Raw genomic sequence first — 25389 nt, forward strand, 5'->3', positions numbered from 1 at the left:
CTGCCGCCAGCGTTCAATCTGAGCCATGATCAAACTCTTCAATTTAAGTTTGGTTGCCTGTTAAGGCGGCTCAATGAATTGCTGAATTAACTGCTGCAACTAAAAGTTGCTTTGGTCACTTCATCAGACATTGATATCAAAAATTGTTTTTGATGCTCGATGCTGTGAGTGCCCACACAGATTGCTTGATTCAAATTGTTAAAGAGCGACGCAGCTTTTGGCTGCTGCGGGAGTGGCATTCTACTCAACCGCCTTCTCGAGTCAAGCCTTATTTGCAAAGGCTTTTCGAGGTTATCGACTTGGCTGTTTGCGTTGCCGCTTGCCGTGTCGATGGGGCGCATTATAGAGAGATTGATCACGCTGGCAAGGGGGCGAATGCAATAAAATTGCAAAAAAGCGCACTTTTTTAGTTATTCATATCCAAGCACAGCTTTTATACAAACTTATCCACAAATAACGAGTAAAACAGGGAGATCCGAGTCTGCTTTTACCCCGTTTTCCATCCCCCCGCTTGAGCCAGCGCTCACGCTGACTTCCTATATAGGGATAACTGCAGCCAACCCGGCTTCTTTTACCCAGCGCGAGATCAGCTCGGCAGCCGGCCAATCACGGCAACCAGAAACATTCTGGCCGGCCCAGAGCGGCGAACACCCAGTATCCCCCCGCTGTTCGGCCGCACTGCGCAGTGGTGCCAGCGCGCCACTGGCATGAGGAAATGCAGGCACATCTTTGGACAGCGGGCCCAGCTCTCGCATCAGGCGATTGACGATGCCGCGGGCCGGGCGACCACTGAACAGGTTGGTCAGCGCCGTGTGTCGCCCTGCTGGCGAGAGCAGTGCCGCCCGGTGCAGGGCCGAGGTGGTCGCTTCATGGCAACAGAGAAAAGCGGTGCCCATCTGCACGGCGCTGGCCCCCAACTCCAATGCGGCGCGAATGCCGCGGCCATCGACAATGCCGCCGGCGGCGATGACCGGCAGCCTCACCGCCTCGACTATCTGTGGCAACAAACTAAAGGTGCCCTGCTGCAGACTGAGATCGTCCTCGAGGAAATGGCCGCGATGGCCGCCGGCCTCCAGCCCCTGGGCGATGATGGCATCGGCGCCATGGTCGGCGAGCCAGCGGGCTTCAGCGACCGTGGTGGCGCTGGCAAATACCTTGGCCCCGCTGGCCTTCACCCTGGCCAGCAACTCGGGCTCGGGCAGTCCGAAATGAAAACTGACCACGGCCGGTTTGAACTCGGCCACCATGGCGGCATGCTCGGCATTGAAGGGGGCCCGACTGGGGGCCGCCGTGCCGGCAGCATCACGCACGCCGTATTCGTCATAGTAAGGCGCCAGCCGCTGCAACCAGCGGGCCTGGACGGCGGGATCCGGCGCCTCCTGCCGGTGACAGAAGAAGTTGATGTTAAATGACCCCTCCCCGCCCGCCGCCAGCCGGGTCAGCTCTTCGCGCAAGGTGGTGAGGCTCAGCATGGCCGCAGGCAATGAGCCCAGCGCGCCGGCCCGAGTCACGGCCAGTGCCAGCGCGCTGTCCTGCACACCGGCCATGGGGGCCTGAATGATGGGGTAGCGCAACCCCAGTTCGGCAAACAGCGTCATGATGTCGCCTCTCGCTGCTCCGTAGAGACACCTCCGACCTGGCTGCGCGCCAGGGCGATGGCCCCATCGATGGCCGCCCGGGCCTGCGGGCTGTTCTGCCAGCAGGTCGAGCCCAGCATGCTGGCCACCAGCTGCACGATATGGCCGGTGTCGGCCTCGGCCAATTGCGCCAGATTGTGGTAGCCAAGCTGTTCAAGCCGCCCGATGACGGTGGGCCCCACCCCTTTCACGCCGAGCAGCAGCGCCCGCTCCTCGCCCGAAAATCCTTGCTTGCTCTTCATTGATCAGACTCCTTTCCCATACCCTCATTGCACATCAGGCCCGCGAGGGGCCTGATGAAGATAAGCGGTCAACGTACGCTGCGCAGCAAGAAGTCCGGCTGACCGCAGGAGCGCAACTCGCGCTTTTGCATCTCGTCGGAACAGGTGACGGCTGCCGTCCCCTCCTTGTTGATGCAGATATAGACCTCCCGCAGGAAGCGGCCACCGTCGGCACAGGCCACCGTGATGTTGTCCGGGGCCAGCCAGTCGTTGGCGCTGGCCAGATCCGCCTTGAGCTGGAAGCGGCTCTTGCGCAGCGGCTCGGCGGGAGACTGATAGGCGGCCGGGATCTTCACTTTCTGGCGCAGGTCGCTGGCCAGCTGATGAAAGCCGCGCTGGCTCAGACCGGAGCAGGTGCCGTGCTTCTCCCACTCATGGCGATAGAGGAAGCGGCTGGGATAGAGGCCGGCAAACTGCTGCTCCATCGCCGGATCCAGCCGCTCGCGGCTACAGCTGCTCGGGTAGCCGCGCTGATACTGGGGCCAGAGCCCGTGCAGCACGAATCCCAGCAGGCGGGAACATTGCTCCCGGTCGGCCGGCTTGATGGCGCAATGCTCCGGTGACCAGGAGAGCGCCATGGCGTAATAGTCAAATTCACCGGCCTCCCCTTTGGCCTGCACGGCAGAGGAGAACCAGGGGGCCAGCAGCATGCCGAGCAGCACAACAATCTTCTTCATCTTGGGTATCCAGGGTTATGCACATAATGTCGAGCGGGCCGTTTTGCCCTCGAGAACGGCCATGCTCCCATATTTTGCCCAGAGGGAACACCCTGCCGGGGCGCCGGCCCATGTCGGGGTCAGACCAGTAAAGGGTTTCCCCTCCCGGCACCGAGGCGTAAGCTGACTCTCCGGCGGGCCCGCACGTCCGGCCTGCTTCCCGTCCGCTTTCCTCTTCAACAGGATGTAACATGATCCGCAAGAATCCCTCCGGCCATCTGCCGGTCATCGACGAGTCAGCCTATATCGACAAGACAGCCATCATCTGTGGCAAGGTGATCATCAAGGAGAACGTGTTTGTCGGCCCCTATGCGGTGATCCGCGCCGACGAGGTGGATGCCAGCGGTGACATGGAGCCCATCGTCATCGGCGCCAACTCCAACATTCAGGACGGGGTCGTCATCCACTCCAAGTCCGGCGCTGCGGTCACCATCGGCGAGTACACCTCCATCGCCCACCGCAGCATAGTCCACGGCCCGTGCGAAGTGGGTAACCGGGTGTTCATCGGCTTCAACAGCGTGCTGTTCAACTGCCACATCGGTGACGGCGCAGTGGTGCGCCACAACTCGGTGGTGGACGGCTGCGATCTGCCGCCGGAGTTCTACGTCCCCTCCACCACCCGCATCAACCAGCAGAGCGATCTGGACCATATCCCGCGGGTGTCGGTGGATGCCGCCGAGTTCTCCGAGGATGTGGCCCACACCAACATCGATCTGGTCAAGGGGTACAAGGCGCTCTCCAACGAGTTCTGAGTCCCGCGGTTGCCAGGATCCACAACGGGCGCCGAGGCGCCCGTTGTCATGACTGTAAAGAGGGTGAAAAGGGAGCGTAAAAGCCGTTGAGCTAGCGGTCCGCCTGGCGTTTGATGGACCATCTTCCCTGAATGGAGTCATCCCCATGTCACGTTGCCCCCTCGCGCTCACTCTGCTGCTTGCCAGCCTGTCGGCCCAGGCCTGCGAGCTGCCCGCCCCGCCCGCCGGTCGTACCGATGCGCGCCCGCCGGCGTTGCCCGCCCCCCTCTATCACGCCAGCAAGCTGGGCCAGGATCCCCAGGCCACCGCCCAGGCGCTGTTCAAGAACATTCCGCCGGCCGAAGCCGACAAACGCTATGAGGTGGTAGTAAGCGTCCGCGAGCTGCCGCCCCAGCCCATTAGGATCCAACCTGCCGCCGCCCCACTCAAGGGGCAGTAAGGCTCACAGCTGGACCGGCCATGAAAAGGGCGCCGCAGCGCCCTTGTCGAGATCATGACTCGAATTCCTTAACGTGCCCGCACGCAGGCGACGCCGTGAGCCTCTTGTGGCAGATCCGTGATGAGCTCGCCGCTGCCCGGATCGAGCAGGGGAGCCTCCCCGTCGTCGTTGGGGGCATCACTGCTCCAGAGCCGGCTGTAGAGCGGCCAGCCCTGCTCCGTCAGCAGCTTCATCTCCTCACCGACTTGATGATAGGCGGCAAACAGCGCCGTCAGCTCCCTGGCCGCCGGCAGGCGCCAATCATCGTGGCCACGTGCCACTAGCTGCTGGCAGTAGTCGCGAGCCCGTTCCTGGCTCATCACCACATAGTCGTGGGGGAAGGGGTTGTAATCCCCATCTTCATCCCTGGCGCTGCCGTCGTAGGCCAGCGCCAGCCGGTCCGCTTCCGCGCGAGTCAGGGGACAGACGAAGATCAGCTCGCCCGCCGCCAGCTCGGGATGACGGCAGCCCTGGCTGAAATCTGGCTGGGCATCCACCACCTGCACCGCCAGTTCCAGCATCCGCTCGCCCGTACTCACCTGCACCCGGGCAGGTCCCACCGCCAGAGCGTGGAGCACCCCATCGCCGTCGACGCTGACCTGCTCCGGCGTCATGCTGCGCCACTGCAAGGGGCCCTGCGCCGGATTGCGCGTGCCATCACTGAGCCGCAGTGTGGCCTGCAAAGCCAGCGTCTGGCCCACTTCCAGCCGGGGCGCTGCCGGCGTCACCTGCAGATCGATCACGATGGCAGGCACCGGCGCCTCGTCAACCACCCCGCTCAATCCGAGCTCGGCGACCGTGGCCGGAGTGCGCCTCGGCTCGGCAGACACGCTACGCAGAAACTCGCCGATGGCATCCAGCTCGTCGTTGGAGAGACCGAGCGCATGCAGGTGATCGGAGGCTTGCGGGAAGAAGGGATCGTACTGCGCCACCCCGGTCGGGAAGCCCACCCCGCTGCTCCACTTGGTCACCCCGAAGTTGTACGTGGCCACCACCCCCTGCACGGAACTGCCGATGCGCTGCGCCAGGATGGGGAAGACCCCGTTGTGCATATAAGGTGCGGTAAACGCCACGTCCCGCAGGCTGGGGGTCTTGAAGCGCCCCATGTCTGCCTTTTGGCGGGTGTGCAGGAAGCGGCCGCGGTCTTCCAGATTGCGGCCATAGTAGGCCAGCCCCACGCTCTCGAACCGGTACTGGCTCAGCAGCGGCCCGGAGTGGCAGTTCATGCAGCGGCCATCGGTGCGATAGAGGTGCATCCCCCACAGCGCCTTGTCGCTCAGGGCCTGCCCGTCGCCTTGGACGAAGCGCTCGAAGTCGCTGTCGCGGCTGATGATGGTGCGCTCGAAGGTGGCGATCGCCTTGGCAATCCGCTCCAGGCTGATCCCCTCGTCACCGAACGCCGTGGCAAAGGCCGCCGGGTAGTCGTGGCTGGCTTGCAGACGCGCCAGCAGTTCGTCGTGATCCAGCGCCATCTCCACCGGGTTCTGGATGGGGTGCAAAGACTGCTCCTCAAGGGAGCCGACCCGGCCATCCCAGAACTGGCTGCTGCTAAAGGCACTGTTGATAATCGAGGGGGCGTTGCGGGTCCCCTTCTGCCCCTGGTGGCCCACCGAGACGCTCAGCCCGTCGCTCCACCCTTTTTGCGGATCGTGGCAGCTGGCACAGCTGATGTCTTGCGCCCGGGAGAGCCGCTTGTCGAAGAACAGTTGCTGACCCAGCACCACCTTGGCCCGGCTGTAAGGGTTGTCGGCCGGGAAGGGCACCGCCGGCAGCGGCCCCAGCTCCTGCCACTCGACCCCCTCATCAACCCTGGCCGCCGGCCATTGGGCGGCAGGGCCGGCATACCGGGCGCGCAGGGCGGCCATGTCGGGCATGCTGTCGTCACGGATGACCGAAGGGCGTACCGGATAGGGCGCCAGCACATACCAGAGCACGCTGCCCTCCCCCTCCTCGAGCCAGCTGCCCGTGGCGGGCTGGTAAAGAGCGGGGTGGCCGGCGCCGTCCTGCAGCCAGATCCGGGTTGGCACAGCCAGGGCAAAGGTGTGGGGGTAGCGCCAACTCTGCTTGTCCGCCGCCAGCAGCCGTTCGAATTCGGCCAGGCCAGGCAGTCGCCAGTCCCTGCGTCCGCAGCCGGTTGGCTCCACCCCCAGCCCGGCACGGCTGGCCTGCGGCAACGCACTGCTGCCGCTGGCGTGCAGCCAATACTGGCTGCCCTTGACCCCGGCGGTGCTGCGCACATCGTGCAGGCAACGCCAGTCAGTGCCGCTCGTCAGCCGACCCTGCTCATCAAGGCGCAGCAGGTCGGCCGTCTCCGGCTCGTCGGGCTGGCTGGGTTGGGCGGGATAGAGCAGCAGCCTCGCCGCCTCGATGGGGCCGCTGTTGCTGCGCCGATACCAGCTGCGCTCCCCCTGATCGGCACGCAGGGCCAGCAGCATCTGCCAGCTGTCCGGATAGTTGAGCTCGGCTCCCGGCTGACGCTGGGCCAGCAACAGGGTTGCATACTCCTGAATGAGCGGTTGCTGCTGCAGACGGATCTGTGCCAGCTGCCCCCACTCGCCCTGATCAAGGGTACCGTCCCCATTGCGGTCGGCCAGCAGGAACAGCGCCGTCTCCTCTTCATCCAGTCGCAAGGAAGGTGCGTCAGCGCGCCGGGCCGACAGGGTCGTGGCGCCGAGATCGGCCACCCGGGCCGTCGCTGCGCGCAGAATATAGCTGCCGTCGCGCCCCACCAGCTCCAGCGGCTGATCCAGCAGCAAACCGGCCGGCAGCGTCATGACCAGGGGGCGCTCCTCCCCCACCTCCCCGCTCACCGCGATGCCGGTAGCGGCCTGGCGCAGCAGCAGGGTGGCCCCCTGCCCCAGGCGGGCCGTCACATCGAACCGCACGGTCAACTCGCTGCGGGTATGGGTCGGTACCGGTTCGACCGGCGGCTCTGTGGGTGGCGTCACCACCGGAGGTTCCACCGGCGGCTCTACTACGGGCGGTGTTACCACCGGCACAGAGGGAACGGGCGCCTGGCTATGGTTGTCATTGCAGGCGGTCAGGATCAGCAGGCTGACCAGTAAGAGGCTGGTTTTCATCGTGCAAAGGGTGAGTGGTCTGAGGAGTCGGCGATTATCCAGTCAAATGACAATCATTATCAACATCACCTTGCAAATATGTGTTTTGACAACAACCACGCTGTCGCGGACGCCATGACAAGAGGGCAGGCATCCGTCGATGCCTGCCCTCTTTATCTCCGTGTACCGGTCACCCGGCGACCTCGGCTAGCTATCAAGAGCACTTCTTCAGGCTGATATGCCAGTTGGCGCCGGATTGCACCTGATGTTTGGCGGCGAAGCTGTCCATGTTCAGCGCCACCGACACCTGCAACAGGCTGTTGAGGTAGACCAGCGGCTGGCCTTCCGGCACATCGCCAAAGCTGCTGACATAGGGGGCCTTGCCCTCGTATTTCAGTGCATCTCCTTCGCTGATCTTGATGCAGGCGTTGTCGCCCTTGTTGATCCCCGCCTTGGTCAGCAGGCTGTCGTCGATGTTGGTCCAGACGTTGCCGTACTGCACGTCCAGGATCGGAATGGTGCCCTTGAGGGTGCCATCCTGCTCGGCCACTGCCGGCTGATAGGGGATCTTCACCACCTCGGCCGGCAGCTTGGGCCCCACCTGCTCATAGCTGATGGCACCGGAGGCGAGCCGGGCGCCGGTGTAGGCGTAGACGTCACGGCCGTGGAAGGTGTAGGACTTCTCGGAGCCCTTGAGCCGGTTGGTCTTCTCGTCGATCTGGCGCACGGTATCGATGCCGAAGTGTTCGGCCACCAGGGTCAAGGTACCGTTGTCCGGGCTGACGATGTAGTGGCCGCTCTTGGTCTTGAGCACCACCGACTTGCGATCGGTGCCGACCCCCGGATCCACCACGCTGACGAACACGGTCCCCTTGGGCCAGTACTGCAGGGTCTGATAGAGGCGGTAGGAGGCTTCCCAGATGTTGTAGGCCGGGATCTCGTGGGTCAGGTCATAGAGCGGCAGGGTGCGGTCCACCCCGAAGGCGACCCCCTTCATGGCCGAGACGGCACCATCCTTGAGACCGAAGTCGGTCTGGATCACCAGCGCCTCGTTGGCGGTGGCAAGGCTGCTGGCCAGCAACAGGGCGAGCGCAAGCGCACGGGGGGCGGTACGAATATCCATATCTGAACTCCTGAAGGTAACGACAAGACAACCATCTAGACATCCAGAATGCCATCACTTCCACATATTGCAAGCCGTATTCCCCGGATGGGGGGCGCCGAAAGCCCTCGCCAGCAGGTAGCGGCGGGTGTATGGATAAGGCTGAGTCGCGACCGCCACTAAGGAGACCCCATGACCCGCAACCAGACCGCCATCCTACTCAGCCTGGGGGAACACAGCAGCCAGCTGCAGCTGACCCGGGCCGACGGCACCCGCTTCACTCGCACCTTGGGCTTCGGCCTCGAGGCCATGACACCGGGCCCGTTTCGCCGGGATCCGCCGAGCGCGCTGGAGCTGGAGCAGGCCATCATGGTGGTAGAGGACGTGCTGATGCCGCTGGCCGCCGAGGTGCCACCCCATGAGGTGGTGACCCTGCAGGCGCCGCTGCCGCTGGCCGAGGTGCTCGGCAGTCGTGAACTGAGCCGGGAGAGCCTGGAGCAGCTGTTCGGCCAGTTTGCCGCCATGGTGGAGGGTGATCCGCTGGCCGCCGCCAACCTGCCCAAGACCCGGCGCTTTGCCGCCGCCCTCTTGATCCTGCGCGAATGGATGCACCATCTGTCGGCCGAGCGGGTAGTGCTGGCCGACTGAGTCACACTATCCAGCCCAAGACCCGGCGCTTTGCCGCCGCCCTGCTGATCCTGCGCGAATGGATGCACCATTTGTCGGCCGACGGGTGGTGCTTGCCGACTGAGTCACACTAGCCTCTCCAAGACCCGGCGCTTTGCCGCCGCCCTCTTGATCCTGCGCGAATGGATGCAGCATCTGTCGGCCGAGCGGGTGGTGCTGGCCGACTGAGTCACGCTAGCCGGCAGCCGGCTCGAAGCGGGTGCGCCAGGCCGCCCAGGCCAGCCCCAGGCTGATCAGCACGCTGCCGACGGTGAGCAGATCCACCGCCGCCTGCACGCCGGCCCCGTCGCTGACCCAGCCCAGCAGCACCGGCACCCAGTTCGCCACATAAGCGATCACGTAGAAGAGCGACACCAGCCGGGCGTGGCTGGCAGCCGGCGCGATGCGGTTGACCAGGGTCGCACTGCCGACGAACACCGCGCCCTGGGCATAACCGGCCACCAGCAAACCGAGCACCGCCAGCCACCACGACTGGGCATGCACGGCGCCGGCAAACAGCAGCATGCAGAGCGCCAGCGCCAGGGCGCCGCTTTGCAAAGTGTGACGGGCATTGAGCCGGCGGGCCCAGAGCTGACACAGGCCGGAGAGCACCATGTAGGCTGCGATGAGATAGCCGAACAAGCCGAGATCCCGCAGCCCCAGCAGCCTGCTGGCCACCTTGGGGCCGATGGCCAGCAGGCTGGCCGCCACCGCCCAGGCGGTAAACAGCGCCAGTGCACAAATAAAGAAGGCCGCCCCGGTAGCCTTGAGCCCCTCCCCCAGCGATCCCCTGCCCTGCTGTGTTGTCGCAGCCGGCGCCCCTTGCGCGCTGGCGGGCCAGCTCAACGCCACCCCCGCCATGGCACAGGCCGCCAGCCCCATGATGAGCAGGAAGGGCAGTTGGGTCGGATAGAACTCCAGCTGCAGCGCCAACCCGCTGAACACCGGGCCGAGTGCTAACCCGGCGGTGAAGGAGAGGGTCGCGCTGAGGGCGGCCCGCTTGCCGCCATCGCGCGGGCCGAAGCGCAGCAGAGCCACGTTGGCGGCGCCGGTCAGGGCGCCGGTGCCGATCCCGGCCAGCACCCGCGCCAGCAACAGCGACCAGAAAGAGTCCGCTAGGGAGAACAGCAGGGCGCCCCCCAGTACCGCCAGCAGGGCTGGCAGGATCATGGCGCGCAGATCGCTCACCCTGCCCGCCAGATTGCCCACCCCGAACAGGGAGATCAGCACCCCGCCCGCATAGCCGCCGTAGATGAGGGTGAGGCTGACATCGCTCAGGGCCAGCGCCTGCTGATAATGGGGATAGAGGGGGGTGGGCACGCTGCTGTTGAGCAGCGCCGACATCAGCGCCAGCGGCAGAAACAGCAGGATGGCGCGATGGGAGGTGGCCGCCGCAGAGGGGGCGGCGGCACAGAGGGATGATGACATGCAAGGCTCCGATGAGGGCGGGCAAGGCCGCTGACGAGAGGCGCCATGATAGCGCCCATCGAGGCCCCTCGACAGCGACACAAATGCATCAGCCTGCTTCAATAATGCATGTCAGTGACATCTATCTGCATGTCGGCAAGGGCACTCTCGCCTTGTGATCCCGCCGGCACTGGCTTCTAATGGGCACGCCCCGCCGGGGCACTTTGAGTGGGAGGCTCGATGATCAACTGGGACGACGCGCGGTTTTTTCTGGCATTGGCACGGCAGGGCACCCTGCGCGGCGCCGCCGGCGTACTGGGGGTCGATCAGGCCACCGTGGGGCGACGCATCACGGCGCTGGAGCAGAACCTCGGCTCCAAACTCTTTATCCGCACCCCCAAGCTCTATGATCTCAGCCCCCTCGGCGAGGCCATGCTGGCGGATGCCAGCGCCATGGAGCAGGCCATCAAGGCCATCGAACGCAAGGCGAGCGCCGGCGATCAGAGCCTGTGCGGCGAGGTGCGCATCGCCACCACCGACACCCTGGCCCAGGCCTTCGTGCTGCCCGCCCTCACCCTGCTGCGCGAGCGCCACCCCGGCATCCGGCTCAGCCTGCAGACCGCGGTCAGCGTCAGTGACATCGCCTACCAGGAGGCCGATCTCGCCATCCGCGGGCTGCGCCCGGACAACGACGAGCTGGTGATCAAGCGCCTCACCACCATAGAGATGGGGCTCTATGCCTCTCGCGACTATCTGGCCCGCCACGGCACGCCCAAGAGCGGCCACGCTCTCAGCCAGCACGCCCTGCTGCTGTTTGCCAGGGAGCTGGTCTCCCGCCACTGGCACAGCCTGTGCGGGGAGCCGCTGCACGAGCCCAATGTGGTGCTGCAGTGCAACGCCCAGCTGCTGTTGCTGGCGGCCGCCCGCCAGGGGCTCGGCATCGCCCTGCTCTCCACCTTTCTGGCAGACAAGGAGCCGGAACTGGTGCGTGTGCTGCCCACCCTGTGCGATCCGGTCGACATCTGGCTGGTGCTCCACCCCGACCTGCAAAAAGCCAGCCGGGTGCGCGCCGTGGTCGACGCGCTGGAAGAGGTGTTTCACTGCCGCTGAGCCGGCGGCGCCTTCTGCCCGCGGCCCCGCATCTGTTACCATGCCGGCCATCAAGACTGTTTCCAGCGCGGCGTGGCCGCGCCCATCCCGACGGGTACCCTTATGTCCATTGCCTCCTTCGCCGACCTGGCACTCTCCCCCCGCTTGCAGCAGACCCTGACCGAGCTTGGCTACGCCGCGCCGACCCCAGTGCAGGCCAGCGCCATCCCGGTCATTCTGGCGGGGCGCGATCTGATGGCGGGTGCCCAGACCGGCACCGGCAAGACCGCCGCCTTCGTGCTGCCGCTGCTGGAGCAGTTGCTGCAACACCCGACGAACGATGCCCCCCGCCCCATCCGCGCCCTGGTGCTGGTGCCGACCCGTGAGCTGGCGGTGCAGGTACATGAGAGCGTCACGCGCTACGCCAAGGGCACCGACCTCACCAGCACGCTGGTCTACGGCGGGGTGAGTATCGCCGCACAGGTGGAGGCGCTGAAAGCCGGGGTGGATCTGCTGATCGCCACGCCGGGCCGGCTGCTCGACCATCTGCGGCAGGGGGCGCTGAGTCTGGCCGCGCTGCGCCACCTGGTGTTTGACGAGGCGGACCGGATGCTCGACATGGGCTTTATGGACGAGATAAAGGAGCTGCTGAAACAGATTCCGGCGGATCGCCAGACCCTGCTGTTTTCGGCCACCTGCGATGACAACCTGTTTGCCTTGAGCAAGGTGTTGTTGCGTGACCCGGCACTTATCGAAGTGGCACCGCGCAACACCACGGCGGCCGAGGTGGAGCAGCGGGTCTATACGGTGGATGGCGATCGCAAGCTGGCACTGGTCGAACACATGCTGAAAGTGAAAGGCTGGGCACCGGCCCTGATCTTCAGCCGCACCCGCCAAGGGGCCGACAAGCTGGCCCAGCAGCTCGGCAAGGCCGGCATCAACGCGCTGGCCTTCCACGGTGACCTGTCACAAGGCGCGCGGGAGAAGGTGCTGCTGGAGTTTCGCGCCGGCACCCTGCAGGCACTGGTGGCCACCGATGTGGCGGCCCGCGGCCTCGACATCACGGATCTCAACTACGTGATCAATATGGAATTCCCGTTTGTGGCGGAGGATTACGTACACCGTATCGGCCGCACCGGCCGCGCCGGCAACAAGGGGCTGGCCATCACCTTGTTCAGCCCAGAAGATGCGCCGCTGCTGGATAAGGTGGAGGCGGTGCTAGACACCCGCTTGCCCCAGCAGTGGTTCCCGGGCTTTGAACCGGATCTGACCCGCTTCGAGCCCGAGCCACGTCGCAGCAGCAAGGCAGCCCAGAAGCAGCGCGCCAGAAAGCAGGCGCTGGCGGGCAATAAAGGCAGTAAGGGCAAGCGCTAAGCAGCCCTTCGCCGCCAATAAAAAAACGCCCGCACGGGCGTTTTTTGTTATCCGATACACACCAGCTCCACCCCTACGGTGCAGCCGCCAGTTCCGGTGGCAGGGCTCGCAGGATGCGCTGCTCGGCCAGGGTGGAGAGCACGAACATCACCAGATAGCCAAGGCCCAGCGCCACGATAATGGCCACCACATTGGTGGTGAAGCGGGCCACCAGGTAATAGGCCGCCACCAGCGCCACTATGCCCACCGCCCGGATCAGCAGGCTCTGGGTAAAGTGGCCGTGGGCCTTGATGTAGGCAAGCTGGTAGCCGTTGAGCATCATGAAGATGAAGAAGAGGGAGAAGTGCAGCAGCACCGGCACGGCCCCCAGATAGTCGGCCGGGAACAACAGCGACACCAGCGGCTTGCCCGCCAGCAGCATCACCAGGAAAAAGACCAGGCTGACGATGGCACTGAGGCGAAAGATCCAGCGCCGGATCAGGCGGATCTGGCGATGATCGCCGCTGCGCAGATTGACCGCCAGCTCAGGCAGCACGAAGCGGTAGATGGGGAAGACGAACAGGGTGGTCATGTAGGTGAAGATGGGGCGCACCACCACCTGAAAATCCCCCAGCTCGTCGAGGCTAAAGTGGCGGATGGTGAGCAGTACCGTGATGTAGATCATCAGGATGCTGGCCCCCGCCTCGAGGGACGCGGTAAAGCTCTTCTTCACATAGCTGCGCATCTCGGGGCCAAGCTCGACCTTGGCCAGCGGCCGGGTGGCGATGGCCCTACGCCGGTGCAGATACATGTAGCCGGCGATGCCAAGCGAAGAGAACGTCAGCCCGTAGAAGAGCGAAGCAAGGGCATCCAGGCCAAGTACGAAATAGCAGGCCATAAACAGCAGACCGTTGGCCAGCGGCTCCAGCCAGGTGACCCGGTTGGAGATCCCGTACATCCGGTACATGGCCACCAGATTGGTGAAGTAGACCTTGAGCCCCAGCCCGAAGATGACCCCCACCAGTTGCAGATATTCGGCCCGGATATGGAGCCCGTGCTTGATGTAGGGGATCACCAGCCCCCAGGTGAGCAGCACCATGCCTATGAGGAAGTAGCGGAAGATATTGATGATGTCCCGATCGTTTTTGGTCTGGGAGTAGCTCACCACCATGGAGGAGCGAAAGCCGGTCATCAGGATCAAGGAGAGGGAGATCAAATCCACCACGCTGTTGAACAGCGCCAGATCCCCCTTGGCCACCCACTGCGCCAACCACACCTTGAAGGCGAAGCCGATGATGATGCTGGCAAGGGACGCCCACATGCCGGTGATGAAAGCCTGCTTGAGGCGGCCAAGTGAATCGGGTTGTTCGTCTTGAATGGCGTGCATCACGAAAGGCCCGCTAACTGCGTGAAGAGAGGCCCATCTTATGAAAGGGGGGCGCCCTTGAACAGCCCGAAACAGGGGGCAAGGGCGTCCCCCTGCCAGCAACGCCCGGCCAGGCGTCTCTTTTATCGTGCATCCAGCGTGTCATCCGGCTGCCGTCGGGCGGCTTATGACTGGGGTGCGGCCTTGATCAGCGCCTCGTAGTGATCAATTAGCTCGGGGCCGTGCAGCGGTGAATCGTGACCGCCCACCACCGTCTTGATCGGCAGCTTCATCGCTTTCAGCCGCTCGATGGTCTGCGGATAGGCCTTCACATCGGCAAAGCTCAGGTTGCCCAGCTTCTCCTTGAGGATGCAGTTGCCATAGAGCACCTGCTCGTCGGGGAAGTAGACAAAGATACCGTCCGGCGTATGGGCCGGACCTGTGTAGAAAGCGCGCAGCTTGCCCTCTTGCAGAGTAAAGTCACCATCGTGCACCACGTTGGGCAACACCAGCGGCAAGTCCGGGTACTCCGGCAGCCCCTTGCGGGTAAAGGCGACAATCTCGGCCCAGTCGCTCTTCATCAGATCCCGGGTCTGGCGCGTCGCCACCACCTTGGCCCCGATGGACTTCCAGTAGGCGTTACCGCCCGCCCGGTCGGTGTGGTAGTTGGTGTTGATCACCTCCAGCACCGGCTGGCGGCTGACCCGTTTGATCAGCTTGTGCAGCTCGCGGGCGGTGTCCGGCGTCCAGGTCGCCCCCACCACCGTCACTCCCTTGGCACCGAAATAGACCATGGAGTTCTCTTTGACGTAGTAGTTGTCCTCCACCACATAGACAGGGCCGCTCACCTGCGTCAGCGACATCCCCGCCGCCCGCACGCTGCCACCCCAGAAACTCGCCATCAGCACCAGGGCCCCGGCCAATCCGCACTTCATCCAACCTTTCATCATCTTGCTCCCTCGAACCAACCGCCCCCTCGCCACCCCTGTGGCAAGCCGGGCCCATTTATCAGTGGGCAGAAAATACGGGGGATTTGTGAAGGGAAAATGGGCTTGTGTGAAGAGAAGGTGAAGTCAGTAACAATCAACAGAAACGAGAAGTAACTAGAACTGTACACTTAAAGCACATACCACTTGAGGGATTCATTAAAAACCAGATAATGCTAATCTGACCGGCGTTTTGTAGATTCGCAAACAATAAACCTATCAAACAACCAGTGTATGCAGGCTAAAGATGATTAAGATAATAGATGAACTTCTAAAACCCAGATTTTTGTTTTTAGCTCCAAAAAATGAAGAAGACATTAAACTAACGCCATCTCAAATAGCATTGAGGTGTTTTATAGGAGTTATTACTGCTGCATGGATAGGTTTCTTACCTTTTTATCTATTCATTATATACATGCATGAAAATAAATTTTTCTCTTATGATTTTTTTGTTGATGGCGTTTTCGGATTAAATACATTCGTAGTTGTAACAGCGATACTATTTGTGTTCATGTCACTTTATTTTTATGGATTTATCTTGCTTTTTAAGCTCGGTATCAAAGAACAGAAAGAAAAAGGAAAAAACAGCCTTAGATGTATGACCTGGCTTGCCATAGTAATTTCGATTATAACTCATTACGTTTTCTTTGAACACGCTATGTCAGCTAACAAACCCCAGCTAATACTTTGGTTTATGAGCATATCAGCTTTGTTATGTGCTTTTTTTTACTCTATCGTTGGACATGGATTTAAAAGAAGCATTCAGAACTGGCTGTCTCCTTTTATTTTTGTTGCAGCATCAGTCATCCTCCCGTTTTGGAATCAAGATATAACATCAGAAGCTATATCTATGGGCCTCCGTAATTTTAACATTGGCGGAGGAAAACACGTTTCAATTATAGAAACCGGATATCCAGAGGAAAACAATAAGTCACGAAGTGGCTCACTAATATTGCTAACACCAAAAAATGCATATATTAAAACGCTTGATGAAAAGCTTATTATCATTCCAATATCAGATCACACCGAAGTGAAAATATGGTGATTTAATTATTTACAGCCCCTTAATTCAAAGATGATTCACCCACTATATTGCTGGACTTTTCAATCATCCATCAGTGAGTCAATTACCTACCAAAGGTGAACTATTGGATAATTCAGCAGATATATCCTGCTCCCATAAGCCGGTACACCTATAGAGGAAAAATGAGAGCATCATATTTTCGTCCTCTCATTGCTCTCCAATTTTTTCACCCCAGCCCCAAAACTGAAAATAAAAAACACCCGCCATATGGCGGGTATTTTTGTTCGTTATCATCGGACTAACCCGAAATACTTAATTCCAAATAGCACTCACCCCAGCGGCGGCGTCCGTGGCGGCACCCTGCGCTTGCTGCCGGTGGACTCGAAGGCCGAGGCAAAGCGCAGCAGCTTGTTGTCGTCATAGGCGCGACCGGCGAAGGTCAGGCCCACCGGCATACCGATATCGGCCATCACCCCCATGGGGACGGTGACGGTCGGCACGCCGAGATGGCGAATGGCGAGGTTGCCGTTGGCAACCCAGATGCCGTTGCTCCAGGCGATATCGGCGGAGGCCGGATTCACATCCGCATCAGCCGGGGCGACGTCGGCGACGGTGGGGAACAGAACGGCGTCGAGCTTGAGCCCGTCCATCCAGTCCTCCAGGTCCAGCTTGCGGGTCTTTTCCAGAGCGCGCAGGCCGTCCGGCACCGAGGCAATCTCGTCGAAACGCTTGAGGCCACGCTTGGCCATATTGACGTACTCGTCCATGCCCGCCGCCAGATCGCCCTCGCGGTTCGGCAAGGTGCCCGGATCGTGGGGGAAGATCTTCGGCCCATTGACATCGGCCAATTTATTCAGCTTGGGATCACCGTTGGCACGCAGGAAGTCGTCGAACGCCCAGCCGGAGAGCTCCCACAGCTCGTCGTTGAGGAACTCCGGGCTCACGATGCCGCGATTGAACACGGTCGGCGCGCCGGGTCTGTCCCCTTCGCAGTTGGAGACCAGCGGGAAGTCCACTTCGATGATTTCGGCGCCCGCGGCTTCCAGCGCCTGACGGGCCTGTTCCCACAGCGCAATCACGGCCTCGCGGGTATGGATCCGCTGACCAGTCGGGCCGCCGATGCCGGGGTTTTCGCTGGTGCCGGCCAGTTCATCCTTGTTGATAAACATGCGCGGCACGCCGAGCCGCTTGCCCTTGAGGGCATCGGGCTTGGCGGCCAGCTCCAGGTAGGAAGCCGGACGCACCTCGGAAGCCTTGGGCAGTTGCACCCAGGGCTGCAGGCGCCACAGATCGCCACGGGGATCGCTATCGTCGGCGACCACCACGTCGAGCACTTCCAGCAGATCTCTCATGGTGCGGGCGTAGGGCACCACCACGTCCATGGTCGGGGTTAGCGGCCAGTTGCCGCGCACCGAGATGACGCCACGGGACGGGGTATAGGCGCACAGACCGTTGTTGGAAGCCGGGCCACGGCCGCTCGACCAGGTCTCTTCGGCGAGACCAAAGGCGGAGAAGCTGGCGGCGGTGGCGGTGCCGGCACCGTTGGAGGAGCCGGAGGCAAAGGGCGCGGTCAGGTAGTCGGCGTTGTAGGGGCTCTCGGCACGGCCATAGACGCCGCGCTGCATGCCGCCATTGGCCATCGGCGGCATATTGGTTTTGCCAAGACAGATGGCACCGGCGGCACGCAGCCGCTCAACGGTAAAGGCATCGCGCTGGGCCACCAGATCCTTGAAAGCCGGGCTGCCGGAGGCAGCGGTCAGCCCCTTGACCAGATAGCTGTCTTTGGCGGTGTAGGGGATGCCGTCGAGCGGCCCCAGAGTTTCGCCACGGGCGCGGCGCTCATCAGACGCTTGCGCCTCTTTCAGCGCATCGGGATTGGGCACTACCAAAGCGTTGAGCTTGGTGTCGGTCTCGGGGCCGTTGTAGGCCTCGATCCGGGCCAGATAGGCCTTGACCAGTTCGACCGCTGTGGTGCGGCCAGCTTCGAGCGCACCGCGCAACTCGGCAATGGAAACCTCTGTCACTTCGATCATGGGGATCTCCTGTAGAAGGGTGACTGTTTGTCATGATGATCGCCGCATCAGCGTCTGCGACCATCACACCATCAAGAGATAAAACCCCACTGAGTGGGGTTTTGAATTTCTACACTCTTCGACCAGCTTACTGACCTGAAGGGATTTGCTGAGTAATACAGTGGATATTGCCACCGCCCAGCAGGATCTCCCGGGCCGGCACGCCGACGACCTTATGCTCCGGGAAGATCTCTTCCAGAATGCGCTGGGCTTCGCCATCGGTGGCGGCATCCAGCTGCGGATAGACGATGCGATCGTTGGTGATGAGGAAGTTCACGTAGGAACCGGCCAGACGACCTTCTGCCTCGCGCGGCACACCGGTACCGCTCTCGACGCCGGCAGACTCTTCCTGGGTGCAGTAGAGCGGGCCCGGCTGGGGCAGCTTCCACACTTTCAGCTTGCGACCCTTGGCGTCCACCGCCGCTTCCAGCACCTTGAGGGCGGCCACAGAGCGGGCGTACTGGGGATCTGTCTCGTCGTCAGTCCAGTGCAGGGCCACTTCACCCGGACGCACGAAGCAGCACATGTTGTCGATGTGGCCGTCGGTCTCGTCCATGTAGACGCCTTCGTCCAGCCAGATAAAGCTCTGCACACCCAGATAGTCGCGCAGGTGCGCTTCGATCTGCTCCTTGCTCAGGTGCGGGTTGCGGTTTTCGTTGAGCAGGCACTCGGCGGTGGTCAGGCAGGTGCCTTCGCCATCGACGTGGATGGAGCCCCCTTCCAGAATGAGCGGCGCGTCGTAACGGGCCATGCCGTGCTGTGCCAGCATCTGGGCCGCCACTTGCTCGTCTTGATCCCAGGGGTAGTAGAGACCGCCCTTGTGGCCGCCCCAGGCGTTGAAGCCCCAATCCACCCCACGGCACTCGCCGGCCGCGTTGGTGACGATGGTGGGGCCGCTGTCGCGGGCCCAGCAGTCATCACTGTTCATCTCGACCAGGGTGACGTGGGCAGGCATGATGGCGCGAGCCTGCGCCATAAACTGGGCCGGCACCCCCATAAAGACCGGGGTGGCGCCACCGATGGCATCGGCCACCTTGGCAAAGGTGGCCTGCGCGAAGCGACCGGCCTCACGCCAGTTGTCCGGGCGAAACGGCCAGATCATCCAGACGGCCTGCTGGTGTGCCCACTCGGCGGGCATGGTGAAGCCGTCAGCGGCCGGCGTGGTGTTCATGATCTTGATGCTCATCGCAAGGCTCCTTGCATGGATTGAGACCCCGCAGGCGTGAAAACGCGGCGCGGGGATCCTGGAAAAATAACAGTGGTCGCAGTGTAAGAAGTTGCGCTCACATCCATCAAATGAATAGGATGGATTGTCCCATAAGCCTGGCAAATAATCTTGATGAAACTGCACCAGCTCGACCTCAACCTGCTGCTCGCCTTTGACGCCCTGATGGCGCAGGGCAGCGTCACCCGCGCTGCCGAAACCCTCTTTATCAGCCAGCCCGCCATGAGCCATGCGCTCAATCGCCTGCGCACCTTCTTTGGCGATCCGCTGCTGGTGCGCACCCCGCAGGGGATGCTGCCGACCCCGCGCGCCCAGCGGCTGCACCTTGGTGTACAGCAGGCGCTGCGACTGCTGGAGCAGCAGCTCAGCGACGAGGAGGTGTTCGAGCCGAGCCAGTCGAAGCGCCGCTTCGTGCTCTGCACCACGGATTACGTGGAGTGCGTGCTGATCCCGCCGCTTATCCAGCGTCTCAAACGGCTGGCGCCCGGAGTCACCATCGAGATCCGCATCCTGCGCGACACCCTGCCCGAAGCCGAGCTGGCGAGTGGCGAGATAGATCTCGTGCTCGGCTTTGACGAATACATGCAGGTGCCGGGGTACCTCGGCAAGGAGACCTGGCTCACCGAACCGCTGGCCGGACTGGTGCGCGCCGATCTGCCGATGGCCGCTCCGGCGCTCGCAGAGAGTGGGAATGAGCCGGCGCTGCTGGCAGAGCGCATCAGCTTGGCGCAGCTGATCGAGATGCCCCACGTGTTCCACTCGCCGCTCGGCACCTCGGAGGCGAGCCTGGATCGCTATCTGAAGACGCTGGGGTTCAGCCGCACCATCTCGGTCAACAGCCAGAGCTATATGTCCGCCGCCGCCATCGTCAGCCAGAGCGATCACCTGCTGGTGCTGCCCAGCATGGTGGCCGAGCTGCTCGCCAGCCACTGGCCGCTGAAAAGCCTGCCGCTGCCCGAAGATGTGCCGGATTATCACCTCAACTGCGTCTGGCATCCCGTTCACGCGCAGCAACCGGCGTTGATCTGGTTAAAGGCGCTGATGAAGGAGTTGGTGAGCCCGGCGTAAACCCGCAGCGTCTGGCATACCAAAGCAGCATGCACAGCAGCCGGCCCTGGTGTGGCTCAAGCATCTGATGAAAGAGCTGGTGAATCCGGAGTAACCCGGCAGCGAGTGACCGCCCCAGAAACAACCATGGCTCCCGCGGGAGCCATGGTTGTTTCTGGGCGGCGCATTACGCCCTCAGGGCCGTCATCAACTGGGTGACCACGCCACCCAGCAGGGCGGGCTCGGGCCGGCACTGGGCGAAGGTGACCAGGCCCTGAATGTTGATGAGTAAAAAGGCGGTCAGGGTCGGGATGTCGCGCCCGGCCGCCAGCTCGCCGCGCTCGAGGGCCAGGCTCAGCACCGCAGCCAGATCGGCATCCAGCTCGCCATAGATGGCCTTGAGCTTCAGGTGCAGCTCTTCGTCCTGCTCCGCCAGCTCCATCAGGGTGCGGGTCACCAGACAGGTGCCACAGAGGGCGTCGTTCACCACCTGCTCGAGGTAAGCCTGCACCCCCGCCAGCGGGCTCGCGGCGGCGAAGAAGCTGCGCCGCAGTGCGCTCTTCTCCTGCACATAGTGGTCGACTGCCGCCAGCAACAGGCCGCGCTTGTTGCCAAACGCCGCGTAGAGGCTGCCCGGATGCAACCCGGTCGCCGCCACCAGCTCCTGCATGGTGGTCTTGGCGTAACCCTTGGCCCGAAATGCCTCCATGGCATTTCGCAAGACGTCGTCCCGGTTGAACTCGGCGCTGCGCATGGTTTCTCCGTTGAAAAAGCGGATTCACCGGCCAGGGGCCAGTGAGGGGAAATAAGAGGGCGGCAAGTTTACCCCAGCGGGACCGCAACACCAACCCATGTTGAATGCTCGTTCAAAAAAGACTTGCACACAAAACAAAAAACGTCTTGAATGCACGTTCAAGAATCACTCCCTCAGGACAGACGATCATGAATACCCTGTTTCAGCCCTATCGCCTCAACGACACCCTCACCCTCGCCAACCGTTTCATGATGGCTCCCCTCACCCGCTGCATGGCAGGCCCGGGCCTGGTGCCCACCGAGCAGATGGCCGCCTATTACGCGCGCCGCGCCGACATCGGCCTCATCATCTCCGAAGCCACCATCATCCGGCCGGACGGGCAGGGCTACCCCAATACCCCGGGGATCTACAGCGCCGAGCAGATCGCCGGCTGGAAGCAAGTGACCGGCGCCGTGCATGCCAAGGGCGGCAAGATCTTTGCCCAGCTGTGGCACGTGGGTCGTCTCTCCCACCCCTTCTTCCACCACGCCGAAGTGCTGGCCCCCTCTGCCGTCGCCCATGAGGGCACGGTGCCGCGCATGCGCGAGCTGGTCTATCAGGTGCCGCGCGCCCTGACCGAGAGCGAAATCGCCCAGCTGGTCGAGGATTACGCCCAGGCCGCCGCCAACGCCATCGAAGCGGGCTTTGACGGGGTGGAGATCCATGGTGCCAACGGCTACCTCATCGATCAGTTCCTGCACCACGCCAGCAACCTGCGCACCGACAACTACGGCGGCAGCCCCGAGAACATGAGCCGCTTCGCGCTGGAGGTGGTGGATGCCATCAATGCCCGCATCGGCGCGGATCGGGTGGGCCTGCGCCTCTCCCCCGGCGCCTATGTGCACCTCGAAGGGGATGCGCGGGATCGCGCCGTGTTCGACCACCTGCTGGCCGAGCTGAACCAGCGCAACCTGGCCTATGTGCACCTCGGCATCTTCGATGACAGCCTCACCTTCGACTACCTGGACGGCCGCGCCTCCGACTACCTGCGCGCCCGCTACGACGGTCATCTGGTGGGGGTGGGCAACTACAGCGCCGAGACCGCAGCCGAGGCCATCAAGGCCGACCGCTTCGACCTCGTCGCCATCGGTCGCCCGCTCATCGCCAACCCGGACTACCTCGCCAAAGTGAAGCAGGGCGACGCCCTGGTTCCCTATGCCGACACCATGCTGGCCGAGCTGGTCTAACGCTCGCCGGCACCTTGCCTGACCAAGGATGGGATCCGCGCCCTCGCGCGGGTTTCCAATGTTTGGGCCCCCTCCCGGGCCCTTTTTTGTGTCCGCTCGTTATGCCCGCCATTTCACGACCCTCGCCAGCGCAATAAAAAAGTTGCTAGCAACAACTAGTTGGCTATATTGGTTGTTGATGACAACCAAATAGGAAACCCTGATATGGATCCCCGCCCCCTGCGCGCCCTGTCGCGCGATCTGGTACGCGAACTCGGCATGCTCTCCCAGCAGTGCGGCGAACTGGCGCTCAGCCCGCTCGAAGCCCATCTGCTGATCGAGCTGGAGAGCGGCCCCGCCACCAACCAGCAACTGGCCGAACGGCTGCGCATCGACAAGTCCAACGCCAGCCGCCCGCTGGCCCGCCTGGCCGAGCGCGAGCTCATCAGCTGGCACCCCCATCCGTCCGATGGCCGCAGCAAGGAGGCGCGCCTCACCATCGCCGGCCAGGCCCAGCTGCTGGATCTGCATCAGGAGATGGACAGCGCCATGGAGGAGACCCTGGCCCAGCTCACCCTCGCCGAGCGCGAGCAGCTGTGGACCGGCCTGCGCCTCTATCGCAGCGCCCTCTCCCGTGCCCGCCGCCAGCAGGGCTACCGCATTCGCCCGATCCGGGCAGCCGACAACGGCCAGATTGCCGCCGTGATCCGCGCCGTCTCCGCCGAATACGGGCTCACCGCCGACAAGGGCTACGGGGTGGCCGACCCCAATCTGGATCGGCTGCACGAGACCTATCAGGGAGCGCAGAGCCGCTACTGGGTGATCGAGGGGCCGAACGGCTCCATCCTCGGCGGGGGCGGCATAGCGCCGCTGGCGGGTGAAGAGGGGCAAGTCTGCGAGCTGCAGAAGATGTACTTCATGCCCTCCCTGCGCGGGCTGGGGCTGGGACGCCGGCTGGTGCTGCAGGCGCTGGACGAGGCGCGCGTACTCGGGTATCAGCGCTGCTACCTGGAGACCACCGCCGTGCTGCGCGAGGCCACCGCGCTCTACGAATCCCTGGGCTTTGAACACCTGCCGGGCCCGCTCGGCAGCACCGGCCACGATGCCTGCGAGATCTGCATGGTGCTGGCGCTTGACGCCGACGATGGCCAGCGACCGGCCTGAGTGATCAACTCAGGATGAAAAAGGGCGGCACCAATGCCGCCCTTTTGTTTGCCTGCCGCTCAAAGCTGGGCGGCAGGCGGCACGAAACGCAGCGCCACCCCGAGCCGATTCCAGCTGTTGATGGTGGCCACCGTCACCGATAGCTGCACTATCTGGGCCTCGCTGAAGTGCTCACGCAGCTCGCCATAGAGGGCGTCGGGTACACCGTCCGGCGGCAGCCGGGTCAGGCTCTCGGTCCAGGCCAGGGCCGCCCGCTCCGGGGCGCTGAACACGGTGGCATCGCGCCAGGCCGCCAGCTGATCCAGCTTGGCCTGTCCCACCCCGCTGCGACGGGCGATGTTCAGGTGATACTGCAGGCAGAAGCTGCAACCGTTGAGCTGGGAGGCGCGCAGCTTCACCAGCTCGCTCAGGCTCTTGTCGAGGCCAGCCTCGTCCACCGCCTTGCCGGCGGCGATCAAGGCATCGTGAGCCGCCGGCAGCAGCTGGCGAAAGTCGGGGTAATCGATGCGGGTGCTCATTCTGGTGTTCTCCTTGGGCATGACTTAATATCAGGGCACGAACAACATATCAGCACACTGACATGATAAACAAGCCCCCCTTGAGTACAGAGTTGCCCATCCCCCTGCCCGCCCCCGGCGAAGGCAAGCGCGGCGAAGCGGGCCACCTCGGCTATCTGCTGCGCCAAGCCGCGGCCGCCCAGCGCCTGCGCATGGAGCGAGCACTGGCGGACCTGCCCATCACGGCGCCCCAGTTTGCCCTGCTCACCATGCTGGATGCCTACCCCGGCAGCTCCAACGCCGAGCTCGCCCGCCTCACCCTGCTCACTCCCCAGACGGTGAGCCCCATGGTGACCAGCCTGGAGCGCAGCGGCCTGCTGGCCCGCACCCCTCACCTCCAGCATGGCCGCATCCAGCAGCTCAGCCTGAGCCCGGCGGGTGCCACGCTGCTGGCCGAGGCCAAGGCCAGGGTCGCCCGGCTGGAGCAGGAGCTGGCCGCCCCGCTGGCCGAGGAGGAGTTGCTGCTGGTCAAACGCTGGTTGGCGAACCTCGCCAGCGGTATGGAGGGCGAGGCCAGCTAGGAACATCCGCTTCTCTGAAGACCGCAAACCGCTAACGAAAGACCCCGCTGAAGCGGGGCCTGTATATGCATATATCCCATGCATATTGTGTGTACCTAAACTTTATATCAGTTTTATAGAACATTAACTTATAACTTTAATTTTTGAACCGATGCTCCTTCACCATTTGGTGTATCAAGAGGTATTATTTTAAGTGATACTTTAACAAACTCATTGAGCTGTGTATAAATCCGATTGATATGGTATGGATTAGGCTGGTCTCGTAAAAATGAACCTTCCAATCTGAAGAGTTCATCATCACCATTTTTAGAAAGCACCCCAGCAATAAAAGATGTTAACTCTTTGAGCACACCAACTATTGCCGCAGACCCCGGGTTAGAAATAATTATAGTTTTTAACCCAAGTTCAACAGCTTTGCTTTCAACAAGCTCTTTCAGTATGCGGCCACGTTCTTGCATATCTGCATCTGACTCCATAATCAGTATTGACAACGCAACAAACTCTCCCGGATTTTTCGGGCCATAGAGGAGATGGCCATCCCCCAACATGGTCACTGTAGCCTTCCTACGAACCTTTGGGAAAGGCATAAAATTAAAGCTAATTTCAGGGTTGGCGTTACCAGTACTATCAATCGCTACAGATAAAATATATGGCTCGCTATAAGAATCAAACCATGGCTCAGAGGTCTCCAATAGCGTTAGCTCTGACAAAGTAATTGCTATCTTAGAGTCTTGAGGGTTGAATATCATACACAGCTCCTTTTAAAATGAACGAAAAGCTGTATAGTTATAAATATCAATAGCGGTTATTGCTTATATTGTTAGAATCAAAAAATCAGTTTTAACATAACATAAACGTATTTTTGTTGAACATGACGATAATTGATAAAAAAAGACCCCGCCTGGGCGGGGTCTTTTTTTATCTTGTC

23 protein-coding genes are annotated in these 25389 nt (G+C 62.2%); 10 read left to right on the forward strand and 13 right to left on the reverse strand.

The window, feature by feature from the left end; all coding sequences use genetic code 11:
• Positions 1 to 536 precede the first annotated feature (536 nt).
• The 3 genes from QLG02_RS16825 to QLG02_RS16835 form a co-directional block, all read right to left on the reverse strand.
• Positions 537 to 1598 (reverse strand): nitronate monooxygenase, encoded by a 1062-nt coding sequence (locus tag QLG02_RS16825; RefSeq protein WP_282465699.1) that lies wholly within the window; start codon positions 1596 to 1598, stop codon positions 537 to 539.
• Positions 1595 to 1879: a Pathogenicity locus gene (locus QLG02_RS16830; protein ID WP_041218038.1), complete on the reverse strand. Its 285-nt coding sequence runs from the start codon at positions 1877 to 1879 to the stop codon at positions 1595 to 1597. Before QLG02_RS16830 ends, QLG02_RS16825 begins: the two co-directional genes overlap by 4 nt.
• A gap of 68 nt (positions 1880 to 1947) precedes the next feature.
• On the reverse strand, positions 1948 to 2595 hold the full coding sequence (locus tag QLG02_RS16835) for a ribonuclease (RefSeq protein ID WP_282465700.1): 648 nt from the start codon (positions 2593 to 2595) through the stop codon (positions 1948 to 1950).
• A gap of 230 nt (positions 2596 to 2825) precedes the next feature.
• Here QLG02_RS16835 and QLG02_RS16840 point away from each other — a divergent pair, with 230 nt between their 5' ends.
• Positions 2826 to 3386: a carbonic anhydrase gene (locus QLG02_RS16840; RefSeq protein WP_005309014.1), complete on the forward strand. Its 561-nt coding sequence runs from the start codon at positions 2826 to 2828 to the stop codon at positions 3384 to 3386.
• Between the two features lie 145 nt (positions 3387 to 3531).
• The gene (locus QLG02_RS16845; protein WP_257685514.1) at positions 3532 to 3825 is read left to right on the forward strand and encodes a hypothetical protein; all 294 of its coding nucleotides are present in this window, start codon (positions 3532 to 3534) and stop codon (positions 3823 to 3825) included.
• A gap of 68 nt (positions 3826 to 3893) precedes the next feature.
• Here the strand turns inward: QLG02_RS16845 and QLG02_RS16850 are convergent, their stop codons facing one another.
• Both QLG02_RS16850 and QLG02_RS16855 read right to left on the reverse strand, forming a co-directional pair.
• Positions 3894 to 6944 (reverse strand): cytochrome c peroxidase, encoded by a 3051-nt coding sequence (locus tag QLG02_RS16850; protein WP_282465701.1) that lies wholly within the window; start codon positions 6942 to 6944, stop codon positions 3894 to 3896.
• A 193-nt stretch (positions 6945 to 7137) separates the two neighbouring features.
• Positions 7138 to 8046, reverse strand: a complete 909-nt coding sequence (locus QLG02_RS16855) for an S-adenosyl-l-methionine hydroxide adenosyltransferase family protein (RefSeq protein WP_039216060.1) — start codon at positions 8044 to 8046, stop codon at positions 7138 to 7140.
• Positions 8047 to 8217: 171 nt separating this feature from the next.
• Between QLG02_RS16855 and QLG02_RS16860 the strand changes: the two genes are divergently transcribed.
• Positions 8218 to 8673 carry a hypothetical protein gene (locus QLG02_RS16860; RefSeq protein WP_118881899.1) on the forward strand — a complete coding sequence of 152 codons (456 nt, stop codon included), beginning with the start codon at positions 8218 to 8220 and terminating at the stop codon, positions 8671 to 8673.
• 213 nt (positions 8674 to 8886) lie between these two features.
• Here QLG02_RS16860 and QLG02_RS16865 read toward each other — a convergent pair whose 3' ends face one another.
• Entirely contained in the window at positions 8887 to 10119 is a 1233-nt protein-coding gene (locus QLG02_RS16865; protein ID WP_282465702.1) for an MFS transporter, read from the reverse strand.
• Between the two features lie 219 nt (positions 10120 to 10338).
• Here QLG02_RS16865 and QLG02_RS16870 point away from each other — a divergent pair, with 219 nt between their 5' ends.
• Together QLG02_RS16870 and QLG02_RS16875 are read left to right on the forward strand one after the other, a co-directional pair.
• On the forward strand, positions 10339 to 11208 hold the full coding sequence (locus QLG02_RS16870; RefSeq protein WP_282465703.1) for a LysR family transcriptional regulator: 870 nt from the start codon (positions 10339 to 10341) through the stop codon (positions 11206 to 11208).
• Positions 11209 to 11310: 102 nt separating this feature from the next.
• Entirely contained in the window at positions 11311 to 12561 is a 1251-nt protein-coding gene (locus QLG02_RS16875; protein ID WP_282465704.1) for a DEAD/DEAH box helicase, read from the forward strand.
• Positions 12562 to 12634: 73 nt separating this feature from the next.
• Here QLG02_RS16875 and QLG02_RS16880 read toward each other — a convergent pair whose 3' ends face one another.
• Positions 12635 to 13927, reverse strand: a complete 1293-nt coding sequence (locus tag QLG02_RS16880; RefSeq protein ID WP_282465705.1) for a hypothetical protein — start codon at positions 13925 to 13927, stop codon at positions 12635 to 12637.
• Between the two features lie 164 nt (positions 13928 to 14091).
• On the reverse strand, positions 14092 to 14856 hold the full coding sequence (locus QLG02_RS16885; RefSeq protein ID WP_282465706.1) for a CphA family subclass B2 metallo-beta-lactamase: 765 nt from the start codon (positions 14854 to 14856) through the stop codon (positions 14092 to 14094).
• Positions 14857 to 15139: 283 nt separating this feature from the next.
• Between QLG02_RS16885 and QLG02_RS16890 the strand changes: the two genes are divergently transcribed.
• The gene (locus QLG02_RS16890; protein ID WP_282465707.1) at positions 15140 to 15937 is read left to right on the forward strand and encodes a hypothetical protein; all 798 of its coding nucleotides are present in this window, start codon (positions 15140 to 15142) and stop codon (positions 15935 to 15937) included.
• 308 nt (positions 15938 to 16245) lie between these two features.
• Here the strand turns inward: QLG02_RS16890 and QLG02_RS16895 are convergent, their stop codons facing one another.
• The gene (locus QLG02_RS16895; RefSeq protein WP_282465708.1) at positions 16246 to 17949 is read right to left on the reverse strand and encodes an amidase; all 1704 of its coding nucleotides are present in this window, start codon (positions 17947 to 17949) and stop codon (positions 16246 to 16248) included.
• A 127-nt stretch (positions 17950 to 18076) separates the two neighbouring features.
• Complete coding sequence (gene aguA / locus QLG02_RS16900; RefSeq protein WP_282465709.1) at positions 18077 to 19174, reverse strand: agmatine deiminase; 1098 nt, start codon at positions 19172 to 19174, stop codon at positions 18077 to 18079.
• Between the two features lie 153 nt (positions 19175 to 19327).
• Here aguA and QLG02_RS16905 point away from each other — a divergent pair, with 153 nt between their 5' ends.
• Positions 19328 to 20281, forward strand: a complete 954-nt coding sequence (locus QLG02_RS16905; RefSeq protein ID WP_282465770.1) for a LysR family transcriptional regulator — start codon at positions 19328 to 19330, stop codon at positions 20279 to 20281.
• Between the two features lie 166 nt (positions 20282 to 20447).
• Here QLG02_RS16905 and QLG02_RS16910 read toward each other — a convergent pair whose 3' ends face one another.
• Positions 20448 to 21014 (reverse strand): TetR/AcrR family transcriptional regulator, encoded by a 567-nt coding sequence (locus tag QLG02_RS16910; protein ID WP_076361471.1) that lies wholly within the window; start codon positions 21012 to 21014, stop codon positions 20448 to 20450.
• A 188-nt stretch (positions 21015 to 21202) separates the two neighbouring features.
• Between QLG02_RS16910 and QLG02_RS16915 the strand changes: the two genes are divergently transcribed.
• Both QLG02_RS16915 and QLG02_RS16920 read left to right on the forward strand, forming a co-directional pair.
• Positions 21203 to 22240 carry an alkene reductase gene (locus QLG02_RS16915; RefSeq protein WP_282465710.1) on the forward strand — a complete coding sequence of 346 codons (1038 nt, stop codon included), beginning with the start codon at positions 21203 to 21205 and terminating at the stop codon, positions 22238 to 22240.
• Positions 22241 to 22444: 204 nt separating this feature from the next.
• Positions 22445 to 23383 carry a GNAT family N-acetyltransferase gene (locus QLG02_RS16920; protein ID WP_282465711.1) on the forward strand — a complete coding sequence of 313 codons (939 nt, stop codon included), beginning with the start codon at positions 22445 to 22447 and terminating at the stop codon, positions 23381 to 23383.
• 59 nt (positions 23384 to 23442) lie between these two features.
• On the opposite strand, the gene QLG02_RS16925 is transcribed toward QLG02_RS16920, so the two are convergent.
• Entirely contained in the window at positions 23443 to 23901 is a 459-nt protein-coding gene (locus QLG02_RS16925) for a carboxymuconolactone decarboxylase family protein (protein ID WP_011704690.1), read from the reverse strand.
• Between the two features lie 80 nt (positions 23902 to 23981).
• On the opposite strand from QLG02_RS16925, the gene QLG02_RS16930 reads away from it, so the two are divergent.
• On the forward strand, positions 23982 to 24461 hold the full coding sequence (locus tag QLG02_RS16930) for a MarR family transcriptional regulator (protein ID WP_282465712.1): 480 nt from the start codon (positions 23982 to 23984) through the stop codon (positions 24459 to 24461).
• Between the two features lie 128 nt (positions 24462 to 24589).
• Here QLG02_RS16930 and QLG02_RS16935 read toward each other — a convergent pair whose 3' ends face one another.
• Positions 24590 to 25210: a hypothetical protein gene (locus tag QLG02_RS16935; protein ID WP_187268779.1), complete on the reverse strand. Its 621-nt coding sequence runs from the start codon at positions 25208 to 25210 to the stop codon at positions 24590 to 24592.
• Positions 25211 to 25389 lie beyond the last annotated feature (179 nt).

Source organism: Aeromonas sp. V90_14 (assembly GCF_029967615.1).
GTDB lineage: Bacteria > Pseudomonadota > Gammaproteobacteria > Enterobacterales > Aeromonadaceae > Aeromonas > Aeromonas hydrophila.

Coding starts and splice junctions, on each gene's coding strand:
- QLG02_RS16840 (WP_005309014.1), top strand. CDS start 2,826: ATGATCCGCAAGAATCCCTCCGGCCATCTGCCGGTCATCGACGAGTCA.
- QLG02_RS16895 (WP_282465708.1), bottom strand. CDS start 17,949: ATGATCGAAGTGACAGAGGTTTCCATTGCCGAGTTGCGCGGTGCGCTC.
- QLG02_RS16835 (WP_282465700.1), bottom strand. CDS start 2,595: ATGAAGAAGATTGTTGTGCTGCTCGGCATGCTGCTGGCCCCCTGGTTC.
- QLG02_RS16890 (WP_282465707.1), top strand. CDS start 15,140: ATGATTAAGATAATAGATGAACTTCTAAAACCCAGATTTTTGTTTTTA.
- QLG02_RS16910 (WP_076361471.1), bottom strand. CDS start 21,014: ATGCGCAGCGCCGAGTTCAACCGGGACGACGTCTTGCGAAATGCCATG.
- QLG02_RS16845 (WP_257685514.1), top strand. CDS start 3,532: ATGTCACGTTGCCCCCTCGCGCTCACTCTGCTGCTTGCCAGCCTGTCG.
- QLG02_RS16935 (WP_187268779.1), bottom strand. CDS start 25,210: ATGATATTCAACCCTCAAGACTCTAAGATAGCAATTACTTTGTCAGAG.
- QLG02_RS16875 (WP_282465704.1), top strand. CDS start 11,311: ATGTCCATTGCCTCCTTCGCCGACCTGGCACTCTCCCCCCGCTTGCAG.
- QLG02_RS16830 (WP_041218038.1), bottom strand. CDS start 1,879: ATGAAGAGCAAGCAAGGATTTTCGGGCGAGGAGCGGGCGCTGCTGCTC.
- QLG02_RS16850 (WP_282465701.1), bottom strand. CDS start 6,944: ATGAAAACCAGCCTCTTACTGGTCAGCCTGCTGATCCTGACCGCCTGC.
- QLG02_RS16905 (WP_282465770.1), top strand. CDS start 19,328: ATGAAACTGCACCAGCTCGACCTCAACCTGCTGCTCGCCTTTGACGCC.
- QLG02_RS16915 (WP_282465710.1), top strand. CDS start 21,203: ATGAATACCCTGTTTCAGCCCTATCGCCTCAACGACACCCTCACCCTC.
- QLG02_RS16860 (WP_118881899.1), top strand. CDS start 8,218: ATGACCCGCAACCAGACCGCCATCCTACTCAGCCTGGGGGAACACAGC.
- aguA (WP_282465709.1), bottom strand. CDS start 19,174: ATGAGCATCAAGATCATGAACACCACGCCGGCCGCTGACGGCTTCACC.
- QLG02_RS16920 (WP_282465711.1), top strand. CDS start 22,445: ATGGATCCCCGCCCCCTGCGCGCCCTGTCGCGCGATCTGGTACGCGAA.
- QLG02_RS16870 (WP_282465703.1), top strand. CDS start 10,339: ATGATCAACTGGGACGACGCGCGGTTTTTTCTGGCATTGGCACGGCAG.
- QLG02_RS16825 (WP_282465699.1), bottom strand. CDS start 1,598: ATGACGCTGTTTGCCGAACTGGGGTTGCGCTACCCCATCATTCAGGCC.
- QLG02_RS16885 (WP_282465706.1), bottom strand. CDS start 14,856: ATGATGAAAGGTTGGATGAAGTGCGGATTGGCCGGGGCCCTGGTGCTG.
- QLG02_RS16855 (WP_039216060.1), bottom strand. CDS start 8,046: ATGGATATTCGTACCGCCCCCCGTGCGCTTGCGCTCGCCCTGTTGCTG.
- QLG02_RS16925 (WP_011704690.1), bottom strand. CDS start 23,901: ATGAGCACCCGCATCGATTACCCCGACTTTCGCCAGCTGCTGCCGGCG.
- QLG02_RS16880 (WP_282465705.1), bottom strand. CDS start 13,927: ATGCACGCCATTCAAGACGAACAACCCGATTCACTTGGCCGCCTCAAG.
- QLG02_RS16865 (WP_282465702.1), bottom strand. CDS start 10,119: ATGTCATCATCCCTCTGTGCCGCCGCCCCCTCTGCGGCGGCCACCTCC.